Below are 17,638 nucleotides of genomic sequence, written 5' to 3'. Positions count from 1 at the left end.
AAGAAATTACGATTCGTGTTTTAACCAAAAAGCAACAAAAGAATGTCATTATTGAACAAATGATGTTATACTTTTTACAGGCTGTTCAGATTGACGATGATTTGCAGATTTATCCTAAAGTCATTGCACGAACTAGAAAAAATGCTACCTTGGATTTTGAAATTTATCAAGGGCGTCAAATTGTTTTTAAAGCTATTGTCACAACAAAGTTGAATTAGAAATAGGAGTGAATAAAAAAACTATGATTACATTAAAATCAGCGCGTGAAATTGAAGCAATGGACAGAGCAGGAGATTTTCTTGCCAGTATCCATATTGGCTTACGTGATTTGATTAAACCTGGTGTTGATATGTGGGAAGTTGAAGAGTACGTCCGCAGACGTTGTAAGGAAGAAAATGTTCTGCCACTTCAAATCGGTGTTGATGGACATATTATGGATTATCCTTATGCAACGTGCTGTGGTTTAAATGATGAAGTAGCGCATGCTTTCCCAAGACACTACATTTTAAAAGAAGGTGACCTTTTAAAAGTGGATATGGTTCTTAGTGAGCCTTTAGATAAGTCTATCCTTGATGTGTCAAAACTTAACTTTGATAATGTCCAAGAGATGAAAAAATATACTGAAAATTATTCAGGTGGTTTAGCAGATTCTTGTTGGGCTTATGCAGTAGGTCAAGTTTCAGATGAGGTGAAAGACTTGATGGCTGTAACTAAAGAAGCCATGTATAAAGGGATTGAACAAGCAGTTGTAGGTAATCGAATTGGTGATATTGGAGCGGCCATTCAAGAATATGCTGAAAGCCGTGGATATGGTGTCGTGCGTGATCTTGTAGGACACGGAGTTGGTCCAACGATGCATGAAGAGCCTATGGTACCCAACTATGGGGTGGCAGGTCGTGGCTTGCGTCTGCGTGAGGGAATGGTCTTAACAATTGAGCCTATGATCAACACGGGAACTTGGGAAATTGATACTGACTTGAAGACAGGTTGGGCCCATAAAACACTTGATGGTGGTTTATCTTGTCAATATGAACACCAGTTTGTTATTACAAAAGAAGGTCCTGTCATTCTGACAAGTCAGGGAGAAGAAGGGACTTACTAATAGCAGGGAGAAGATGTGAAAAGCTTTATTGTAAGAATTCGTACTAGTCAGTCTATTCGAGCTTTTTTTGGCTATTATAAAAGTTCAGAGATGAGCCTATCTAGTATTGCTGTTGCTTACTATCTATTATTGACCATCTTTCCTTTTCTGATTCTGTTAGCCAATATTTTTCCCTATCTGAATATTGATACTTCTGATCTGCTTTTATTTTTAAGAGATAATCTTCCAAAACAACTCTATGGAAGTATTGCTAATATTATCCGAGGCATTTTTGATCAACCTTCTAGTGGTTTTTTATGGTTGTCATTAGTGACTGGTTTTTGGACCATGTCACGATCGCTAAATTTTTTACAACAATCTTTTAATAAAGCTTATGATGTTCAAGATCACAGGGATTTTATTGTTTCTTATGCTATTGGTTTGGTAGTTAGTGTAGGGGTTGTGGTTCTTCTAAGTTTAGCTATTGTATTATCAACCTTTGGAAAAACTATTTTAGGTCTAATTCATAGCCGATTGCAATTGGATTCTAAAATGTATTCCATCTTGATGCACTTTGCTCAGCCAGCCACTATCACCATTTTATTTATCATGTTGGCTTTTCTTTACTATCTCTTACCAAATGTTAAGATTAGAAAGTGGCACTATATTTTACCCGGGACTATTTTTTCAAGTTTTGTCTTGGTCTTTACGACAAGTCTTTTTGGACAATATGTCAACTATACCTTAAATCGTATGGTGAACTTACGAAATTTTGGCTCGATTACAACATTTGCGATTATGATTTGGTCCATTTTTTTCGCGCGAGTGCTGATTATGGGAGCTATTTTTAACGCCACTTATCAACGACGGTTTGAGGAAGAGTTCACTCTTAGACGAGGAGATGTTCGAGAACTTATTCAAGCAAGACGTAGCAATGATAATAAGGAGTGATTACCAAATAGGTAGTCACTTTTTTTATGACTTTTGTCATATGATGTCATGACAGATAGGCCTAATTTCTAGTAATCAAAAGCGCTATACTGATAGTGTCAATAAGGAAAAGTAAGAGGAGGAGCTAGTCATGATACGGGTAGAAAATCTAAAAAAAGTGATCAAAGGAAAAGTGATATTAAATCAAATTTCTTTTGAGATTAGTAGTGGTGAATGTGTCGCTTTGATTGGTCCAAATGGTGCGGGAAAAACGACCTTGATGGACTGTTTATTGGGAGATAAGCAACTAAGTGCTGGACAGGTTTTGTTGAACCGAGATAATTCAAAATCTGCTAACAATAAGGCTTCAGTTGCTGTTCTCCCGCAGGAAAATAAGATACCAGAAGATTTAAAAGTGAAAGAACTTTTATCATTCTTTCAAGCTATTTATAAAGATAGTTTGAAAGATGGTGAGATAGATGCTTTACTTTGTTTCTCTGAAGAGCAAAAAAATCAATTGTCACAAAAATTATCAGGGGGGCAAAGGCGTTTGTTAGCGTTTGTTCTTTGCTTGATTGGCAAACCTAAAATTCTTTTTTTAGATGAGCCGACAGCAGGTATGGACACCACTACTCGTCAACGCTTTTGGGGGATTATTGCTGACTTGAAAGAGCAAGGTGTTACGATCTTTTATTCCAGCCATTATATCGAAGAGGTGGAGCATACAGCAGATCGTATCTTGGTGTTGCATCAAGGGAAGTTGTGGCGAGACACGACACCTCATGCTATGCGCAGTGAAGAAAATGAAAAAGAAGTGACTGTTGATCGGCGTTTCTCAGATGTCATTCGACCAGAGTGGGTTTATGATCAGGTCATCAAGCAAGATCGACTTTGTTTTAAAACAAAAGAAATTGAGACCGTTTGGGCTGCCTTACAAGCCAGAGGTTGCCGTATTTCAGATATAGAAGTACAAAATAAAACCCTGCTTAATACTTTATTTGATCAGACAAGGGAGGAGTAATCATGCTACCATTATTAAAAATTGAGGGAATAAAATTATCCAGAAGTTTAGGAACCTTTCTCTTATCTATCGGGATGCCTTTGGTTTTCTTTTTGATTTTTTCATCAACGGTACAACTAGATGATCCAGTAGCTCAAAAAGCCTTTGTGCAATCTTATATGTTGACCATGACAGCTTTTTCGATGTCAGGTTTTGCACTGTTTACCTTTCCTATGATGTTATCAGAGGATCGAAAAAATAACTGGCTGTCTTTTATCGAGCACTCTCCTCTTAGCCTGCCTCGTTATTATCTGTCAAAACTCTTTCGTGTTTATCTTTGTTTCATCTGCTCTATTATGGCTGTCTTTTTAGTTGGTGCTTTAGTAAGAGAGGTGAGTATGACGGGAGAGAGGTGGTTGGTGTCAGCTATTTTACTGCTGATAACCTCTCTCATGTATCTAGCCTTGGGCTTGTTGTTAAGTCTCTTTAAATCTGAGCAAACCATGTCAGTTGTTGCTAATTTGACCTATTTTGTCTTAGCGATTATGGGCGGATCTTGGATGCCGATTAGCCTTTTTCCAGATTGGGTTCAAGAGATTTGTCGTCTGACACCAGGTTATCATGTTAATCATTTAGTTGTCACTTATGCAGAAAAGCATGATTTTATCTGGAAGTCCTTGTTTATTGTGCTGACTTATGCCATAATTTTCTTAGGAACAGCAATGGTGATTCAGAAAAGAAGCGAGGTGAAGTAGCGTGTTTCAGAAAAGAAAAGTTTCGCCCATGTATTTCTTGGGCTTGCTTTTTCTGGTTTTTCCTTTATATTATACGGCTCACTTAGCCATTTATCCTTTTATTGTATTTGCGACGGTACTGTTTGGTGGTGTTTATATCTCACTACTTTATACACAAAACCAAACTTATGAAAAGGTAGCCTGGATTTACCTCTTAGCCTACATTGCTTATATGAGTTTTGCGGGCAATATTCAATTTTCCCTCTTTCTCTTTAATCTCTCAAATCTCTTGACATGGCACTATAGTGAGGATAAGTGGACTTATCGAACGGTGTCTTATGGTATTTTATTAACTAGTTTGTTGATATGGAGTATGGTTGGTCCTTACAGTCTAGATATAACTCTTTTTATGTTTATTCTTCATGCCTTTGCTTTAGCCATGTTTTTTGGTGGACGGATGCAATTGTCTAAGGAAAAAGCAGAGCAAAAACTGCAAGAGCAAAACGCTTCTATCAATCTCTTGATTGCCGAAAATGAACGCAACCGTATCGGACAAGATCTTCATGATACATTGGGTCATGTTTTTGCTACGATGACCCTTAAAACGGAATTAGCCTTAAAGCAATTGGACAAAGGAAATCTTGAGGCGGTTAAAAAGGAGTTATCCGATTTAAATGCAACAAGTAGAAAAAGTATGGTTGACGTCAGAACGATTGTCAATCAACTAAAATATAGAAGTCTCGATGAAGAACTAGAAAGCTTACGACAAGTTTTTGAACTAGCAGAGATTGAGCTGGTAATCAAAAAAGATTATGACAGCCAAAACCTCTCTCCAGTCCTTCAATCTAGTCTAACCATGATGGTACGTGAATTGGCTAATAATGTCATCAAACACGCCTCTGCTCATCGAGCAATACTGAGCCTAGCAGATGAGGGGGATCAGTTGATAGTTGAGATGGCAGATGATGGTCAAGGATTTTCTAGTCAAAGCGAGGATGAACTGCAGTCGCTAAAAAATCGTTTGGCCTTAATCAAAGGAGAGGTAGAGGTTCTCTCACGCCACCATCCAACTTGTGTACGCCTCAGCCTTCCTTTTAGAAAGGAGTAGGAGATGAAATTATTGGTAGCAGAAGACCAATCAATGTTGCGAGATGCTCTTTGTCAACTCTTATTGATGGAAGACGATGTTGACGCTGTTTTTCAAGCAGAAAATGGTCAAGAAGCCATTAGCTTACTAGAAAAAGAAGAGGTAGATGTGGCGATTTTGGATGTTGAAATGCCTAAAATGACAGGTCTAGAGGTCTTAGAGTGGATTAGAGAACATAAAGAGATGAAAGTCGTGATTGTCACAACCTTTAAGCGTACAGGCTACTTTACAAGAGCGCTAAAAGCGCAAGTAGACGCTTATGTCTTAAAAGATCGGTCAACTACAGAGCTGATGACCACTATCCATAAGGTCTTATCTGGTCAGAAAGACTATTCTCCTGAATTGGTTGATGAAATGGCTTTTTCAAGTAATCCCCTCAGCCAAAGAGAAAGAGAGGTTCTACAAGGCATTGCACGAGGCTTGTCCAATCAAGAAATTGCAAAAGAGTTGTTTTTATCAAATGGTACCGTCAGAAACTACGTTACCAGCCTAATGACAAAACTGGATGCCCATAATCGCACAGATGCTCTCTTGATTGCTCAAGAGAAAAATTGGTTATAAAAATAAACAAAAAGAGGATGGGGGTTCCATCCTCTTTAATGCTTATCCTTGAAAATGAGTAGTTTACTGATGATATAATTTAAAACGATAATTAAAACTTGTGCAAATAAGGTTTCAATCGCATTGACGACTTGTAGATTGTGGTTAACAAATTGTCCGATAATTTTGGGGAATCGCTCAACCAACAGATAAGCTAAAACAAGATCTAAGGCCAGTGTTGAGAGTCGTGCCACAAAAAACTTGACAAAGCGCCCCATCCAGCCTGTCCTAACTTGGTTAAAGACGAAATAGTCGTTGGTGAAAAATGCAAAGACAACAGCGGTTATATTTGCAATAACGGCTGAAAGAGTAGCTTGATGTGTGATAGCAAAGAAAGCCATGCGCGTTACCATATAGACAAGGGTTGCTAGAACTCCAAAAAAGAGATATTTAAAAACTTCACTAGATATAAATTTTTTCATAAGGATACTATATCAAAAAAATAAAAAATATGCTATACTAGACAACGTTGCTAGAGCAACCCTTGGTGCTTATTTCCCTTTCACCAAGCATATTAGACGCGGCATGACCGCTAAAGGAGAATTATGAAATTATCAGTAAAAGATCTTACTCAGATTGCCATTGTGGCTGCACTTTATGTTGTATTAACCGTGACGCCTCCCTTAAACGCTATTAGTTATGGAGCATATCAGTTTCGTGTATCTGAGATGTTAAACTTCCTTGCTTTTTATCATCGTAAGTATATTATTGCAGTGACTCTAGGCTGTATGATTGCCAACTTTTTTACCTATGGTTGGTTAGATGTCTTTGTCGGAGGAGGGTCAACGCTATTGTTTGTGACCTTGGGAGTCTATCTTTTTGGACGCTATCGTCAAGAACAATTGTTTAGTGGCTTACTTAACAAAGCCTTTGTTTACTTTTCTTTCTTTTTTGCAGCTTCTATGTTTACCATAGCCTTGGAGTTAAAAGTGATTGCAGGTCTTCCTTTTCTTTTGACTTGGTTTACCACTGCGATAGGAGAGTTAGCTTCACTTTTGATTGGTGCTATAGTGATTGAAAAATTATCTCAACGAATTGATTTTGAGGCTTAAAATTCGCTAAAAAACTTCCAAATTTGGAAGTCTTTTTTATTTTGAAACGGTAAAATATGTTAAAATAAAAGATATGAAGAATCAAATGAAAAAATTGGTGGACCGCTTAAATCAGTACGCCAAAGAATACTATACACTTGACAAGCCCACCGTTTCTGATGCGCAATATGATCAGTTGTATCGTGAATTGGTAGCCTTGGAAGAAGCTTATCCTGATGAGATTTTGCCAGATAGTCCGACTCACCGAGTAGGAGGGCTTGTCTTAGAGGGCTTTAGAAAACATGAACACCTCTATCCTCTGTTTTCATTGCAGGATGCTTTTTCGCGTGACGAATTAGAGGCATTTGATCAAAGGGTGAAAAAAGAATTTCCAAAGGCATCTTACTTAGCAGAATTAAAAATTGATGGTCTATCGATTTCTTTGACCTATACTTCGGGAGTTCTAAGCGTAGGTGCAACACGGGGAGATGGTCGTGTGGGTGAGGACATTACAGAAAACTTAAAACGTGTTCGTGATATTCCTCTTACTCTGACTGAGCCAATCGATATCACTGTACGTGGGGAGTGTTATTTACCAAAAGCTTCTTTTGATAAGATCAACTTAGAGCGTCAAGCCAATGGTGAGGCGGAGTTTGCCAACCCAAGAAACGCTGCAGCAGGGACACTTCGTCAGCTAGATACAGGAGTAGTGGCTAAAAGAAATCTGGCAACTTTCTTGTACCAAGAGGCAGGACCTACAGATCAAGTTAGCCAAGAAGCTGTTTTGCAGCAATTTGAACACTTAGGATTTGAGGTTAATCCCATTCGTCTTGTTTCATCGAATATGGCTGATATTTGGGCTTTTATCCAAGATATTCAAAATAAACGAGATCAACTGCCTTACGATATTGACGGCATCGTGATTAAAGTAAATGACTTAGCTATGCAAGAGGAGCTAGGATTTACTGTTAAAGCCCCACGTTGGGCCGTAGCTTATAAATTTCCTGCTGAAGAAAAGGAAGCAGAAATCTTATCAGTGGATTGGACTGTTGGACGAACAGGTGTTGTCACACCAACCGCTAATCTTACGCCGGTACAGTTAGCAGGGACAACAGTAAGTCGTGCCACGCTACACAATGTGGATTATATTGCAGAAAAAGATATCCGCATCGGAGATACGGTAGTGGTGTATAAAGCAGGCGATATTATCCCAGCAGTTTTAAATGTGGTCATGTCTAAGCGTGCTCAACAGGAACCTATGTTGATTCCGCAGCAATGTCCATCTTGTCAAAGTCAGCTACAACATTATGAGGATGAGGTCGCTCTGCGCTGTATCAACCCACTTTGTCCTAGTCAAATTTTAGCACGTCTAGAACATTTTGCGAGTCGAGATGCGATGAATATCGTTGGTTTAGGTCCATCAGTAATGGAAAAACTTTATCAAGCTGGTTTGATTCATGATGTGGCAGACCTTTATCAATTAAAAGTTGAAGATTTCTTGCAACTAGATGGTGTTAAGGAAAAATCTGCTCAGAAGTTTTATGATGCGATTCAATCTTCTAAAGCCAATTCTGCTGAAAAGTTATTATTTGGTTTAGGGATTCGCCATGTTGGTGCCAAGGTCAGCAAGCAACTTTTGGAGGAATTTGGGTCTATTTCAGTACTGGTTCAAGCTGAAAAAGAAAAGATTGCTGCAATTGATGGTTTAGGGATGGCTGTTGCGGAGTCTTTAGCAACTTATTTTGCAACACAAGGTAGTCAAACACTCTTAGAAGAACTAGAAGAAGTAGGGGTTAATCTCACTTACTTAGGACAAAAAGTAGCCAGTGATGCCATGCTTTCAGGTTTAACTGTTGTCTTGACTGGGAAGTTGACCACACTAAAAAGAAGTGAAGCTAAGGACAAACTAGAACGTTTAGGAGCTAAGGTCACATCTAGTGTTTCTAAAAAGACAGACCTTTTAGTAGCAGGAATAGATGCTGGTTCAAAGCTTGAAAAAGCACAGAGTCTTGGCATTGAGATTCGTGATGAATCATGGTTAGCAAGTCTTTAAGTATCGAGGAAAATAAATGAAAAAACATAGATTACGTGCTCGTTTGATTTATAACCCAACATCGGGCAAGGAATTGATGAAAAAAAGTGTGGCAGATGTTTTAGATATTTTGGAAGGCTTTGGTTATGAAGCCTCTGCTTTTCAGACAACCCCTGAGCCTCATTCAGCTATGAAAGAGGCTAATCGTGCGGGTTTAGCTGGTTTTGATTTAGTTATTGCTGCTGGTGGGGATGGCACCATCAATGAGGTGGTATCTGGCATTGCACCGTTAGACAAACGCCCAAAAATGGCAATCATCCCAATGGGGACAACTAATGATTTTGCTCGTGCTTTAAAGGTTCCAAGGGGGAATCCTATTGAAGCTGCCAAATTGATTGGGAAACAACAAACCATTTTAATGGATATTGGTCAGACAGACCGAGGAAAATATTTTATTAATATTGCCGCGGCAGGCAGTTTGACAGAGCTAACCTATAGCGTTCCTAGTCAGCTTAAAAGTGTATTTGGCTATTTAGCTTATTTGGTTAAAGGGGCAGAGCTCTTGCCTAGGGTGCAAAATGTACCTGTCAAAATTTTTCATGACCATGGTGTTGTTGAAGATGAAGTCTCTATGATTTTTGTGGCCTTGACAAATTCAGTAGGGGGATTTGAAACCATTGCTCCTGATGCTAAATTAGATGATGGAAAGTTCACTTTAATTCTAGTAAAAACCGCTAATCTGATTGAACTGACCCATATCATTGGTTTGATGTTAAATGGTGGACGACATATTAGTCATAGTAAATTAGAATATATTAAGACATCTTATTTGAGGATTGAACCCCAGGATCCAAAAGCGCGTCGTCTAATGATTAATTTAGATGGTGAGTATGGAGGAGATGCACCTGTTGAATTAAGAAATTTAAATAATCATATCGAATTTATCGCCAATACCGATGAGATTGCTGATGATGCGATTACTCTAGATACAGAGGAATTAGCAATGGAGGCGATTGCACAAAAATTTGTTCGTGAAGTCGAATATTTGGATGAAAAGATAGAGATGAAAGAGGTTGATGAGGATGGAAAACCAAGTAATACTACATTATCATAGCCAATCAGGCTCATACTTTGATTATAGTGTCTGGCAGTGGATAGAAGGTGAAAATGGGTGGGATAGCCATTTTGCCCGCTTTGATTCTTTTGGGATTGTTGCTAACCTTTCTTATCCAGCACAGCATCATTTAAGCGATGTTTATTTGATGGTGAAAAATTCAGATTGGTCCAAAAAAACACAGGATTATTGTATCCATAGAGATTATGGGATTGCAAAGGCTGAGGTTTGGATTGTTGAGGGGGATGATACTGTTTATTATTCCAGACAAGCGGCGGTAACCAGTCATCATTATCGTTTTCGTCAACCACATGCTTTTGATATGGCCTTACACAGCTATCGATTTGATCGTAAATGGGGCTATTCGGGATGGCTAGGGTTTTCTTATCAGAAGGAACAGACGGAATTTAGGCTATGGGCTCCGACAGCTCAAAGAGTAGAATTGATTTTATATAGTTCTACAGATGATAAATCTAGTGTTGAGCGTGTTGTTAAAATGGAGCGTGGGCATGCTGAAAATTGGGAAGATCATACACATAATACTCACGGTGTTTGGTTTACGACAGTTTCAGATGATTTAAATTATAGGGCTTATTGCTACCGTGTCTATTACCGAAAACGAACTTTTAGAGACACAAGAGACCCTTATGCTATTGCAACCACTGCAAATGGTAGAAGATCTATTGTCATTGATAAAGCGGATTTAGTGCCAGAAGGTTTTTCAGTCAAGCATGGTGCAGAGGCGACATGGCGTTTAGCCAATCCTAACCAAGCGGTTATTTATGAGATGCATGTCAGAGATTTTACAAAGTCTGAGACCTCGGGTGTTCGATTGGAGAATCGTGGTAAGTTTTTAGGTGCTATCGAAACAGGGACTAAGAATATTTATGGGGATAAAACTGCCTTTGATTATGTCAAGCAGTTAGGCATTAATTATGTTCAGTTTCAGCCATTATTTGATCATCACCAGATAATTGATGAAAATGGTGATTATGCTTATAATTGGGGATACGATCCAGAAAATTATAATGTTCCCGAAGCGAGTTTTACTTCAAATCCTCATGCCCCTTCTGTCCGTATTTTAGAGTTAAAACAGATGATTCAAGCCTATCATGATGCTGGAATTGGCGTCATCATGGATGTGGTTTATAATCATACTTATTCTTCTCGAGATTCTGCTTTCCAACTATCCGTTCCTGATTATTACTATCGTATGAATCCAGACGGCTCTTTCCAAAATGGAACAGGCGTTGGTAATGAAACGGCTAGTGAGAAAGAGATGTTTAGAAAATATATGATCGACTCCATTTTATATTGGATTGAGGAGTATAATATTGACGGCTTTCGTTTCGATCTGATGGGGATACATGATGTGGAAACGATGAATGCGATTAGAAAGGCTGTAGATGCTATTGATCCTAATATTCTTCTTTATGGAGAAGGTTGGGATATGGGAACAGGCCTCATGCCAGAAGATAAGGCTAAAAAAGGAAATGCCTCTCAGATGCCAAGAATTGGCTTCTTTAATGATGATCAAAGGGATGCTGTTAAAGGAGCGGAAGTTTATGGAGACTTCAAAAAAGGTTTTGTTTCTGGAGAGGCAACAGAAGATAAAGTGGCTAAAGCTATTTTGGGAAGTGGTGAGTTATCTCCTTATCTAACGCCAAGTCAGGTCTTAAATTATGTAGAAGCCCACGATAATTATAATTTAAACGATCTTTTCTTAGAGCTCAATCCTGATGATAATCAAGATGTCCATATTAGACGTGTAGAAGTCGCAACAGCTATGAATCTTTTGATGCAAGGGATGAGCTTTATGGAGTTGGGGCAAGAATTTTTACGCACCAAACTCTTTCCAACAGGTGAAAATGCTGAGTTGACTCAAGAAGATAAAGAGCGAGCGATGAATAGTTACAATGCTCCAGACCAAGTGAACCAAGTCAATTGGAATAATGTGACTATTTATAAAGCCAGTATTGAGTTTATCCGTCAGATTATTCAACTGAAAACAAGCGTTAGTGGCTTTTCTTATCAAACATTTGATGATATTTTAAACCATGTTTATGTTGAAACTGCAGAACATGGTTCAGGATTTATTAGTTTCACAACTAAAGATGAGCGTTCTTTTAAAATAATTTTCAATATTATTGGAAAAAACGTGAAAATTAGCATGACAGACCATGAAAAATATGATATACTAGTGACAAATGAAAAGCGCTTACAACAAAGCGCACTATCGCTAGAGCCGTTAACAGTAGTGGTCTTTGAAAAGAAAAAATAACCTGATATTGTTTTCAGGTTATTTTTGTTTACTTTCAATTTTCAGAAAATTAGCTATATTGAATACGGTTACACATGAAAGGGTGATGGAATGGATACACAAGAAGCGTTGTGGACTTTTGGTATTGGAGAAAATTATCAGGCACAGGATTATTTTGGTTGTCATTTAGCCGAGGATGGAAAGCACCATGTTTTTAGAGTTTGGGCACCAAATGCTAAAGCAGTTTCGGTCATTGGTGATTTTACCAATTGGGGAGAAAATCCACTTCCTATGACGCCTAATGATGCTGGTGTCTGGGAAGTAGAAACAGACCTAGCGAATGAAGGACAGATTTATAAGTATTTGGTGACACGTGCTAGTGGTCATGTAGTTGAAAAGATTGATCCCTTTGCAGTATATTTTGAAAAACGGCCAGGAACAGGGGCAGTGATTAAACATCTAAAACCTAAAAAATGGAAAGATGGACTATGGTTAGGAAGAAGGAGGCGTTTAGGGTTTAAACAGCGTCCCGTTAATATCTATGAGGTTCATGCAGGGTCATGGAAAGTTCATGAAGATGGTCGTCCTTATAATTTTGAAGAATTAAAAGAGGAGTTGATTCCATATCTAGTTGATATGCATTATACTCATGTTGAGTTTATGCCCTTGATGGCTCATCCTCTGGGAATGAGTTGGGGCTATCAGCTGATGGGGTATTTTGCTTTTGAATCAACCTATGGTACTCCTGAACAGTTCCAAGATTTTGTTGAAGCTTGCCATCTTCATAATATTGGTGTTTTGGTTGATTGGGTACCAGGACACTTTACGATTAACGATGATGCTTTAGCCTATTTTGACGGGACACCCACTTTTGAGTATCAAGATCATGATCGCGCCCACAATTATGGTTGGGGAGCCTTGAACTTTGATTTAGGGAAAAATCAAGTCCAATCATTTTTAATCTCAAGTGCTAAATTCTGGATTGATACTTACCATATTGATGGGATAAGGGTTGATGCTGTCAGTAACATGCTTTATTTAGATTATGATAGTGGTCCTTGGAAACCCAATAAAGATGGGGGTAATCGCAATTACGAGGGATTTGGATTTTTACAAAAATTAAATCGTGTCATAAAAGGTTATTATCCAGATGTGATGATGATTGCTGAGGAAGCAACAGCGGCGACAAGCATTACAGGTCATCAAGAAGATGATGGTTTAGGGTTTGATTATAAATGGAATATGGGATGGATGAATGATATCCTAAAATTCTATGAGGAAGATCCTGTTTATCGTAAGTATGACTTTAATTTGGTTACCTTTAGCTTTATGTATCTGTTTAGTGAAAATTTTGTTTTACCATTTTCACATGATGAAGTTGTACATGGTAAGAAAAGCATGATGCATAAAATGTGGGGGGATCGTTATAATCAATTTGCAGGACTTCGCAATTTATATACCTATCAAATCTGTCATCCTGGTAAAAAACTTCTTTTTATGGGAAGTGAATTTGGACAGTTTTTAGAATGGAAATATGATGAAAGTTTAGAGTGGTCTAATCTTGAAGATGAGATGAATGCCAAAATGAAAGAGTTCACATCTACTTTGAATCAGTTGTACAAAGACCATAAAGTACTTTGGCAAATTGATGATTCTTATGATGGTATAGAGATTATTGATGCAGATAATCGTGACCAAAGTGTCCTATCATTTATCCGAAAAAATGAGAAGGGTGATCTCTTAGTGTGTGTCTTTAATATGGTTCCTGTTGAGCGAAAAGATTTTACCATAGGTCTTCCTCAAGCAGGGATTTACGAAGAGATTTTAAATACAGAACGGGAAGAATTTGGTGGTGTTTGGAAAGAAAATAACCCTATCACTCGAACTCAAAGAGGGTCTTGGAAACACTACGATCACACATTAAGCTTTACACTTCCAGCGCTTGGGGCAAGTATCTGGAAAATTAAACGTCGTTTAAAAAAATAATAAATTCTTGGAAGGAAGAACTAGATGAAGAATGAAATGTTAGCACTAATCCTTGCTGGTGGTCAAGGAACACGTCTTGGGAAATTGACACAAAGTATTGCTAAGCCAGCTGTTCAATTTGGTGGACGTTATCGCATTATTGATTTTGCCTTGTCCAACTGTGCCAATTCAGGTATTAACAATGTTGGTGTCATCACACAATACCAACCCTTAGCCCTTAATAGTCATATCGGTAATGGATCAGCCTGGGGGCTTGATGGTATTGATTCTGGTGCAACGATTTTACAGCCTTATTCCGCTACAGAAGGAAATCGTTGGTTTCAGGGAACTAGTCATGCTATCTATCAAAATATTGACTATATTGATAGTATTGATCCAGAATATGTGTTAATCCTATCAGGTGACCATATTTATAAAATGGATTATGATGATATGCTACAAACGCATAAGGACAATTTAGCTAGCTTAACAGTTGCCGTTATCGATGTTCCATTAAAAGAAGCTAGTCGTTTTGGAATTATGAACACTGATGCTAGCGATCGTATCGTTGAATTTGAAGAAAAACCAGCAGAGCCTAAATCAACAAAGGCTTCTATGGGAATCTATATTTTCACTTGGAAACGTCTTCGTGAAATGTTAGTAGATGCTGAGAAAAATACTATTGATATGTCTGACTTTGGACAAAATGTCATTCCAGCTTATATTGACTCTGGTGAACGAGTTTACACTTATAACTTCAACGGCTATTGGAAAGATGTAGGGACAATCGAATCCCTATGGGAAGCCAATATGGAGTATATTGCTGTTGATAATGAGCTAGATAGTCGTGATCGTTCTTGGAAAATCTACTCTAAAAACCAAATTGCACCACCAAACTTTATTACAGCTGAAGCAGAAGTGAAAGATTCTCTGGTTGTTGATGGCTGCTTTGTATCAGGGAAGGTGGAACATTCTATCTTATCTACAAATGTTCAGGTTAAAGAAGGCGCAGAGATTAAAGATAGCTTTATCATGAGTGGTGCTAAGATTGGAGCGGGTGCTAAAATTACACGTGCCGTCATTGGTGAAGGCGCAGAAATTGGTGAGGGTGTTGTCATTGATGGCACAGAAGAAGTACAAGTCGTTGGATATAATGAGGTAGTGGGGGTACCAAATGAAGATTGATAAATATTCTGCAATTTTAGGAAACACAGTTGGTTATCATGATATGGGGGACTTAACGGCAAATCGTCCTCTTGCTAATCTTCCTTTTGATGGGAAATATCGTTTGATTGACTTTCAATTATCAAATCTTGCAAATGCTGGTATCCGAAGTGTTTACGGTATCTTCCGTGGTCAAAATATCCGTTCAATTTTTGATCATATTCGTAGTGGTCGTGAGTGGGGCTTAAACACACTTTTAAGTCATTATTTCTTAGGATTTCATAATGCAGATGATGAAATTGATACTGCAGACAAAGACTACTACGAACAAATCTTGACTTACTTAAAACGCTCTGGCAGTGATCAAACGATTTATATGGGTTGCGATATATTATGTAACATCGATCTTCAACAAGTACTTCATTTACACAATGCCAATCAACGTGAAATGACAGTGGTCTATAAAAAGCTTCCTAAAGCACAGCTATCTCCTGTCAATGAAATTCTTGTGATGGATGAAACTGACACTGTTGTTGGGAAAAAAGAGTTAACAGATGTTAATGGTGATTTAGAGAAGATGTCAACAGGGATTTATATCGTTAATACACCATGGTTAATTGAAAAATTAGAAGAAGAAGTTCAAAAAGAAGAGCCAATGAAATTACGCTTCTTATTGAGACAATTATTGGTAGAATCAAAAGCACTAGGATTTGAATACACAGGCTATGTAGCAAATATCAACTCTGTGAAATCTTATTATGATGCGAATATGGATATGTTAGATCCACAAAAATTCTACTCTTTACTTTATTCTAACCAAAAAATCTATACCAAAGTTAAAAACGAAGAATCTACTTACTTTGATGATAAATCACATGTGACGAATTCTCAATTTGCATCTGGTAGTGTTATTGAAGGTACAGTTGATCATTCCATTATTTCACGTAGCTGTCATATTGCCAAAGATGCTAGTGTCAAACGTTCTATCATTTTCCCTAAGGTGAAAATTGAAGAAGGAGCAGTGGTTGAATATGCCATCATTGATAAATCCGTTACGATTCCAGCAGGGGTGACTATTCGTGGAACAGAAGATCATCCAGTTGTGATTGGTAAAGGACAAAAAATTAGCGGAGATGTAGTTTAATGAAATTGTTATTTGTGGCGGCAGAGGGGGCTCCCTTTGCCAAAACAGGAGGATTAGGTGATGTCATTGGGGCATTGCCTAAATCTCTTGTTAAAAAGGGAAATGATGTCCGAGTCATTCTTCCTTACTATGATGTTGTGGATCAAAAGTTTGGTTATGAAGTAGAAGATGTTCTCTATTTTTATACCAATGTCGGTTGGCGTCACCAATATGTTGGGGTTAAAAGAATTGTAAAAGATGGTGTCACCTTCTATTTTATTGATAATCGTGATTATTTCTTCCGTGGTCGTGTTTATGGAGAATGGGATGATGGCGAACGCTTTGCATTCTTTCAGCTTGCAGCTTTAGAATTGATGGAAAAAGTTGACTTTATTCCAGATATTTTACACGTTCATGATTATCATACTGCGATGATACCTTTTTTATTGAAGGAAAAATATCATTGGATTCAAGCTTATCAAGGGATCAAAACAATCTTTACCATTCATAATATTGAGTTTCAGGGTCAGTTTGATTCTGGTATGCTTTGGGAACTATTTGGTGTAGGCTATGAACGTTATGCTGATGGGACTTTGCGTTGGAATGATTGTTTAAACTGGATGAAAGCGGCTGTTCTTTATGCAGATCGTGTGACAACAGTTTCACCAAGTTATGCGCATGAAATCATGACTCCTGAATTTGGTAAGGGCTTGGATCAAATTATGCGCATGGAGGCAGGTAAGGTATCAGGTATTGTTAATGGGATTGATACTGAATTACTAGATCCTGAAACTGATAAACATCTGGTAGCTCATTTTTCAGTCAAGGACTTATCTGGTAAGGCTATCAATAAAGCAGCCCTTCAAGAGCGCTTAGGATTGCCAGTTCGAGCAGATGTTCCCTTGATTGGAGTTGTTTCGCGCTTAACAGACCAAAAAGGTTTTGATGTTGTCGTAGATGAGCTTCAACATATCCTACAACAAGATGTTCAAATTGCCTTGCTTGGAACAGGCTACGCTGACTTTGAACAGGCTTTTGCATGGTTTGCGCAAGTTTATCCTGAAAAGTTATCAGCTAATATTACTTTTGATTTAGAATTGGCTCAACAAATTTATGCAGCCAGTGATCTCTTCCTTATGCCAAGTGCTTTTGAACCATGTGGTCTATCACAAATGATGGCGATGAGATATGGCAGTTTACCATTGGTCCATGAAGTAGGAGGTCTTAAAGACACAGTGCAACCTTATAATCCTTATGATCATTCTGGAACAGGATTTACTTTCAAAGGTTTAACAGGCTTCTGGTTGACTAAAACCCTAGAAAGAGCCCTTGATGTTTATTGTCATCATAAGGAAGATTGGAAAGCCCTACAAGAACAGGCTATGACAAGAGATTTTTCTTGGGATACTGCAAGTAATGCTTATCAAGAACTTTATCAACATTTGCTTTCATCATAA

Annotated in this window: 15 protein-coding genes, 1 pseudogene and 1 riboswitch; of the genes and pseudogenes, 15 read left to right on the top strand and 1 reads right to left on the bottom strand. The window is 38.0% G+C overall.

The genetic code is table 11. The annotated features are described in order from the left end of the window. The 7 genes and pseudogenes from ACQRDX_RS01990 to ACQRDX_RS01960 form a co-directional block, all read left to right on the top strand. Nucleotides 1–218: pseudogene (locus ACQRDX_RS01990) on the top strand (hypothetical protein); the annotation flags it as partial. A 23-nt stretch (nucleotides 219–241) separates the two neighbouring features. Next, nucleotides 242–1,102 (top strand): methionyl aminopeptidase, encoded by an 861-nt coding sequence (locus ACQRDX_RS01985; protein ID WP_427893942.1) that lies wholly within the window; start codon nucleotides 242–244, stop codon nucleotides 1,100–1,102. Between the two features lie 15 nt (nucleotides 1,103–1,117). Beyond that, nucleotides 1,118–2,032, top strand: a complete 915-nt coding sequence (locus ACQRDX_RS01980) for a YihY/virulence factor BrkB family protein (protein WP_427893940.1) — start codon at nucleotides 1,118–1,120, stop codon at nucleotides 2,030–2,032. A gap of 130 nt (nucleotides 2,033–2,162) precedes the next feature. After that, nucleotides 2,163–3,032: an ABC transporter ATP-binding protein gene (locus ACQRDX_RS01975; RefSeq protein ID WP_427893938.1), complete on the top strand. Its 870-nt coding sequence runs from the start codon at nucleotides 2,163–2,165 to the stop codon at nucleotides 3,030–3,032. Between the two features lie 2 nt (nucleotides 3,033–3,034). Further along, the gene (locus tag ACQRDX_RS01970) at nucleotides 3,035–3,766 is read left to right on the top strand and encodes an ABC transporter permease (protein ID WP_427893936.1); all 732 of its coding nucleotides are present in this window, start codon (nucleotides 3,035–3,037) and stop codon (nucleotides 3,764–3,766) included. Nucleotide 3,767: 1 nt separating this feature from the next. Further along, the gene (locus tag ACQRDX_RS01965; protein WP_427893934.1) at nucleotides 3,768–4,853 is read left to right on the top strand and encodes a histidine kinase; all 1,086 of its coding nucleotides are present in this window, start codon (nucleotides 3,768–3,770) and stop codon (nucleotides 4,851–4,853) included. Between the two features lie 3 nt (nucleotides 4,854–4,856). Next, complete coding sequence (locus tag ACQRDX_RS01960; protein ID WP_427893932.1) at nucleotides 4,857–5,453, top strand: response regulator transcription factor; 597 nt, start codon at nucleotides 4,857–4,859, stop codon at nucleotides 5,451–5,453. Nucleotides 5,454–5,488: 35 nt separating this feature from the next. Here the strand turns inward: ACQRDX_RS01960 and ACQRDX_RS01955 are convergent, their stop codons facing one another. Further along, nucleotides 5,489–5,914, bottom strand: coding sequence for a GtrA family protein (locus ACQRDX_RS01955; RefSeq protein ID WP_427893930.1), 426 nt, complete (start codon nucleotides 5,912–5,914; stop codon nucleotides 5,489–5,491). Between the two features lie 28 nt (nucleotides 5,915–5,942). After that, a riboswitch (PreQ1 riboswitch) is annotated at nucleotides 5,943–6,040 on the top strand. Between ACQRDX_RS01955 and ACQRDX_RS01950 the strand changes: the two genes are divergently transcribed. From ACQRDX_RS01950 to glgA, 8 genes are all read left to right on the top strand, one after another. After that, the gene (locus ACQRDX_RS01950; protein WP_427893950.1) at nucleotides 6,035–6,544 is read left to right on the top strand and encodes a QueT transporter family protein; all 510 of its coding nucleotides are present in this window, start codon (nucleotides 6,035–6,037) and stop codon (nucleotides 6,542–6,544) included. It overlaps the preceding riboswitch by 6 nt. Nucleotides 6,545–6,617: 73 nt before the next feature. Continuing rightward, complete coding sequence (ligA, locus tag ACQRDX_RS01945; RefSeq protein ID WP_427893928.1) at nucleotides 6,618–8,576, top strand: NAD-dependent DNA ligase LigA; 1,959 nt, start codon at nucleotides 6,618–6,620, stop codon at nucleotides 8,574–8,576. A gap of 16 nt (nucleotides 8,577–8,592) precedes the next feature. Beyond that, on the top strand, nucleotides 8,593–9,669 hold the full coding sequence (locus ACQRDX_RS01940) for a diacylglycerol kinase family lipid kinase (RefSeq protein ID WP_427893926.1): 1,077 nt from the start codon (nucleotides 8,593–8,595) through the stop codon (nucleotides 9,667–9,669). Further along, entirely contained in the window at nucleotides 9,638–11,950 is a 2,313-nt protein-coding gene (gene pulA, locus ACQRDX_RS01935) for a type I pullulanase (RefSeq protein WP_427893924.1), read from the top strand. The genes ACQRDX_RS01940 and pulA overlap by 32 nt, the downstream gene beginning before the upstream one ends. Before the next feature lie 90 nt (nucleotides 11,951–12,040). After that, nucleotides 12,041–13,915 (top strand): 1,4-alpha-glucan branching protein GlgB, encoded by a 1,875-nt coding sequence (gene glgB, locus ACQRDX_RS01930; protein WP_427893922.1) that lies wholly within the window; start codon nucleotides 12,041–12,043, stop codon nucleotides 13,913–13,915. Between the two features lie 24 nt (nucleotides 13,916–13,939). Further along, a complete protein-coding gene (locus ACQRDX_RS01925) occupies nucleotides 13,940–15,079 on the top strand; it encodes a glucose-1-phosphate adenylyltransferase (protein ID WP_427893920.1) in 1,140 nt (379 codons plus the stop codon). After that, on the top strand, nucleotides 15,069–16,202 hold the full coding sequence (gene glgD, locus ACQRDX_RS01920) for a glucose-1-phosphate adenylyltransferase subunit GlgD (RefSeq protein ID WP_427893918.1): 1,134 nt from the start codon (nucleotides 15,069–15,071) through the stop codon (nucleotides 16,200–16,202). The genes ACQRDX_RS01925 and glgD overlap by 11 nt, the downstream gene beginning before the upstream one ends. Beyond that, nucleotides 16,202–17,638 (top strand): glycogen synthase GlgA, encoded by a 1,437-nt coding sequence (gene glgA / locus ACQRDX_RS01915; protein WP_427893916.1) that lies wholly within the window; start codon nucleotides 16,202–16,204, stop codon nucleotides 17,636–17,638. The genes glgD and glgA overlap by 1 nt, the downstream gene beginning before the upstream one ends.

The organism is Streptococcus sp. SGI.013, assembly GCF_050315295.1.
GTDB classification, from domain to species: Bacteria; Bacillota; Bacilli; order Lactobacillales; family Streptococcaceae; genus Streptococcus; species Streptococcus porcorum.
This window is presented reverse-complemented; position numbering and strand designations above follow the sequence as displayed.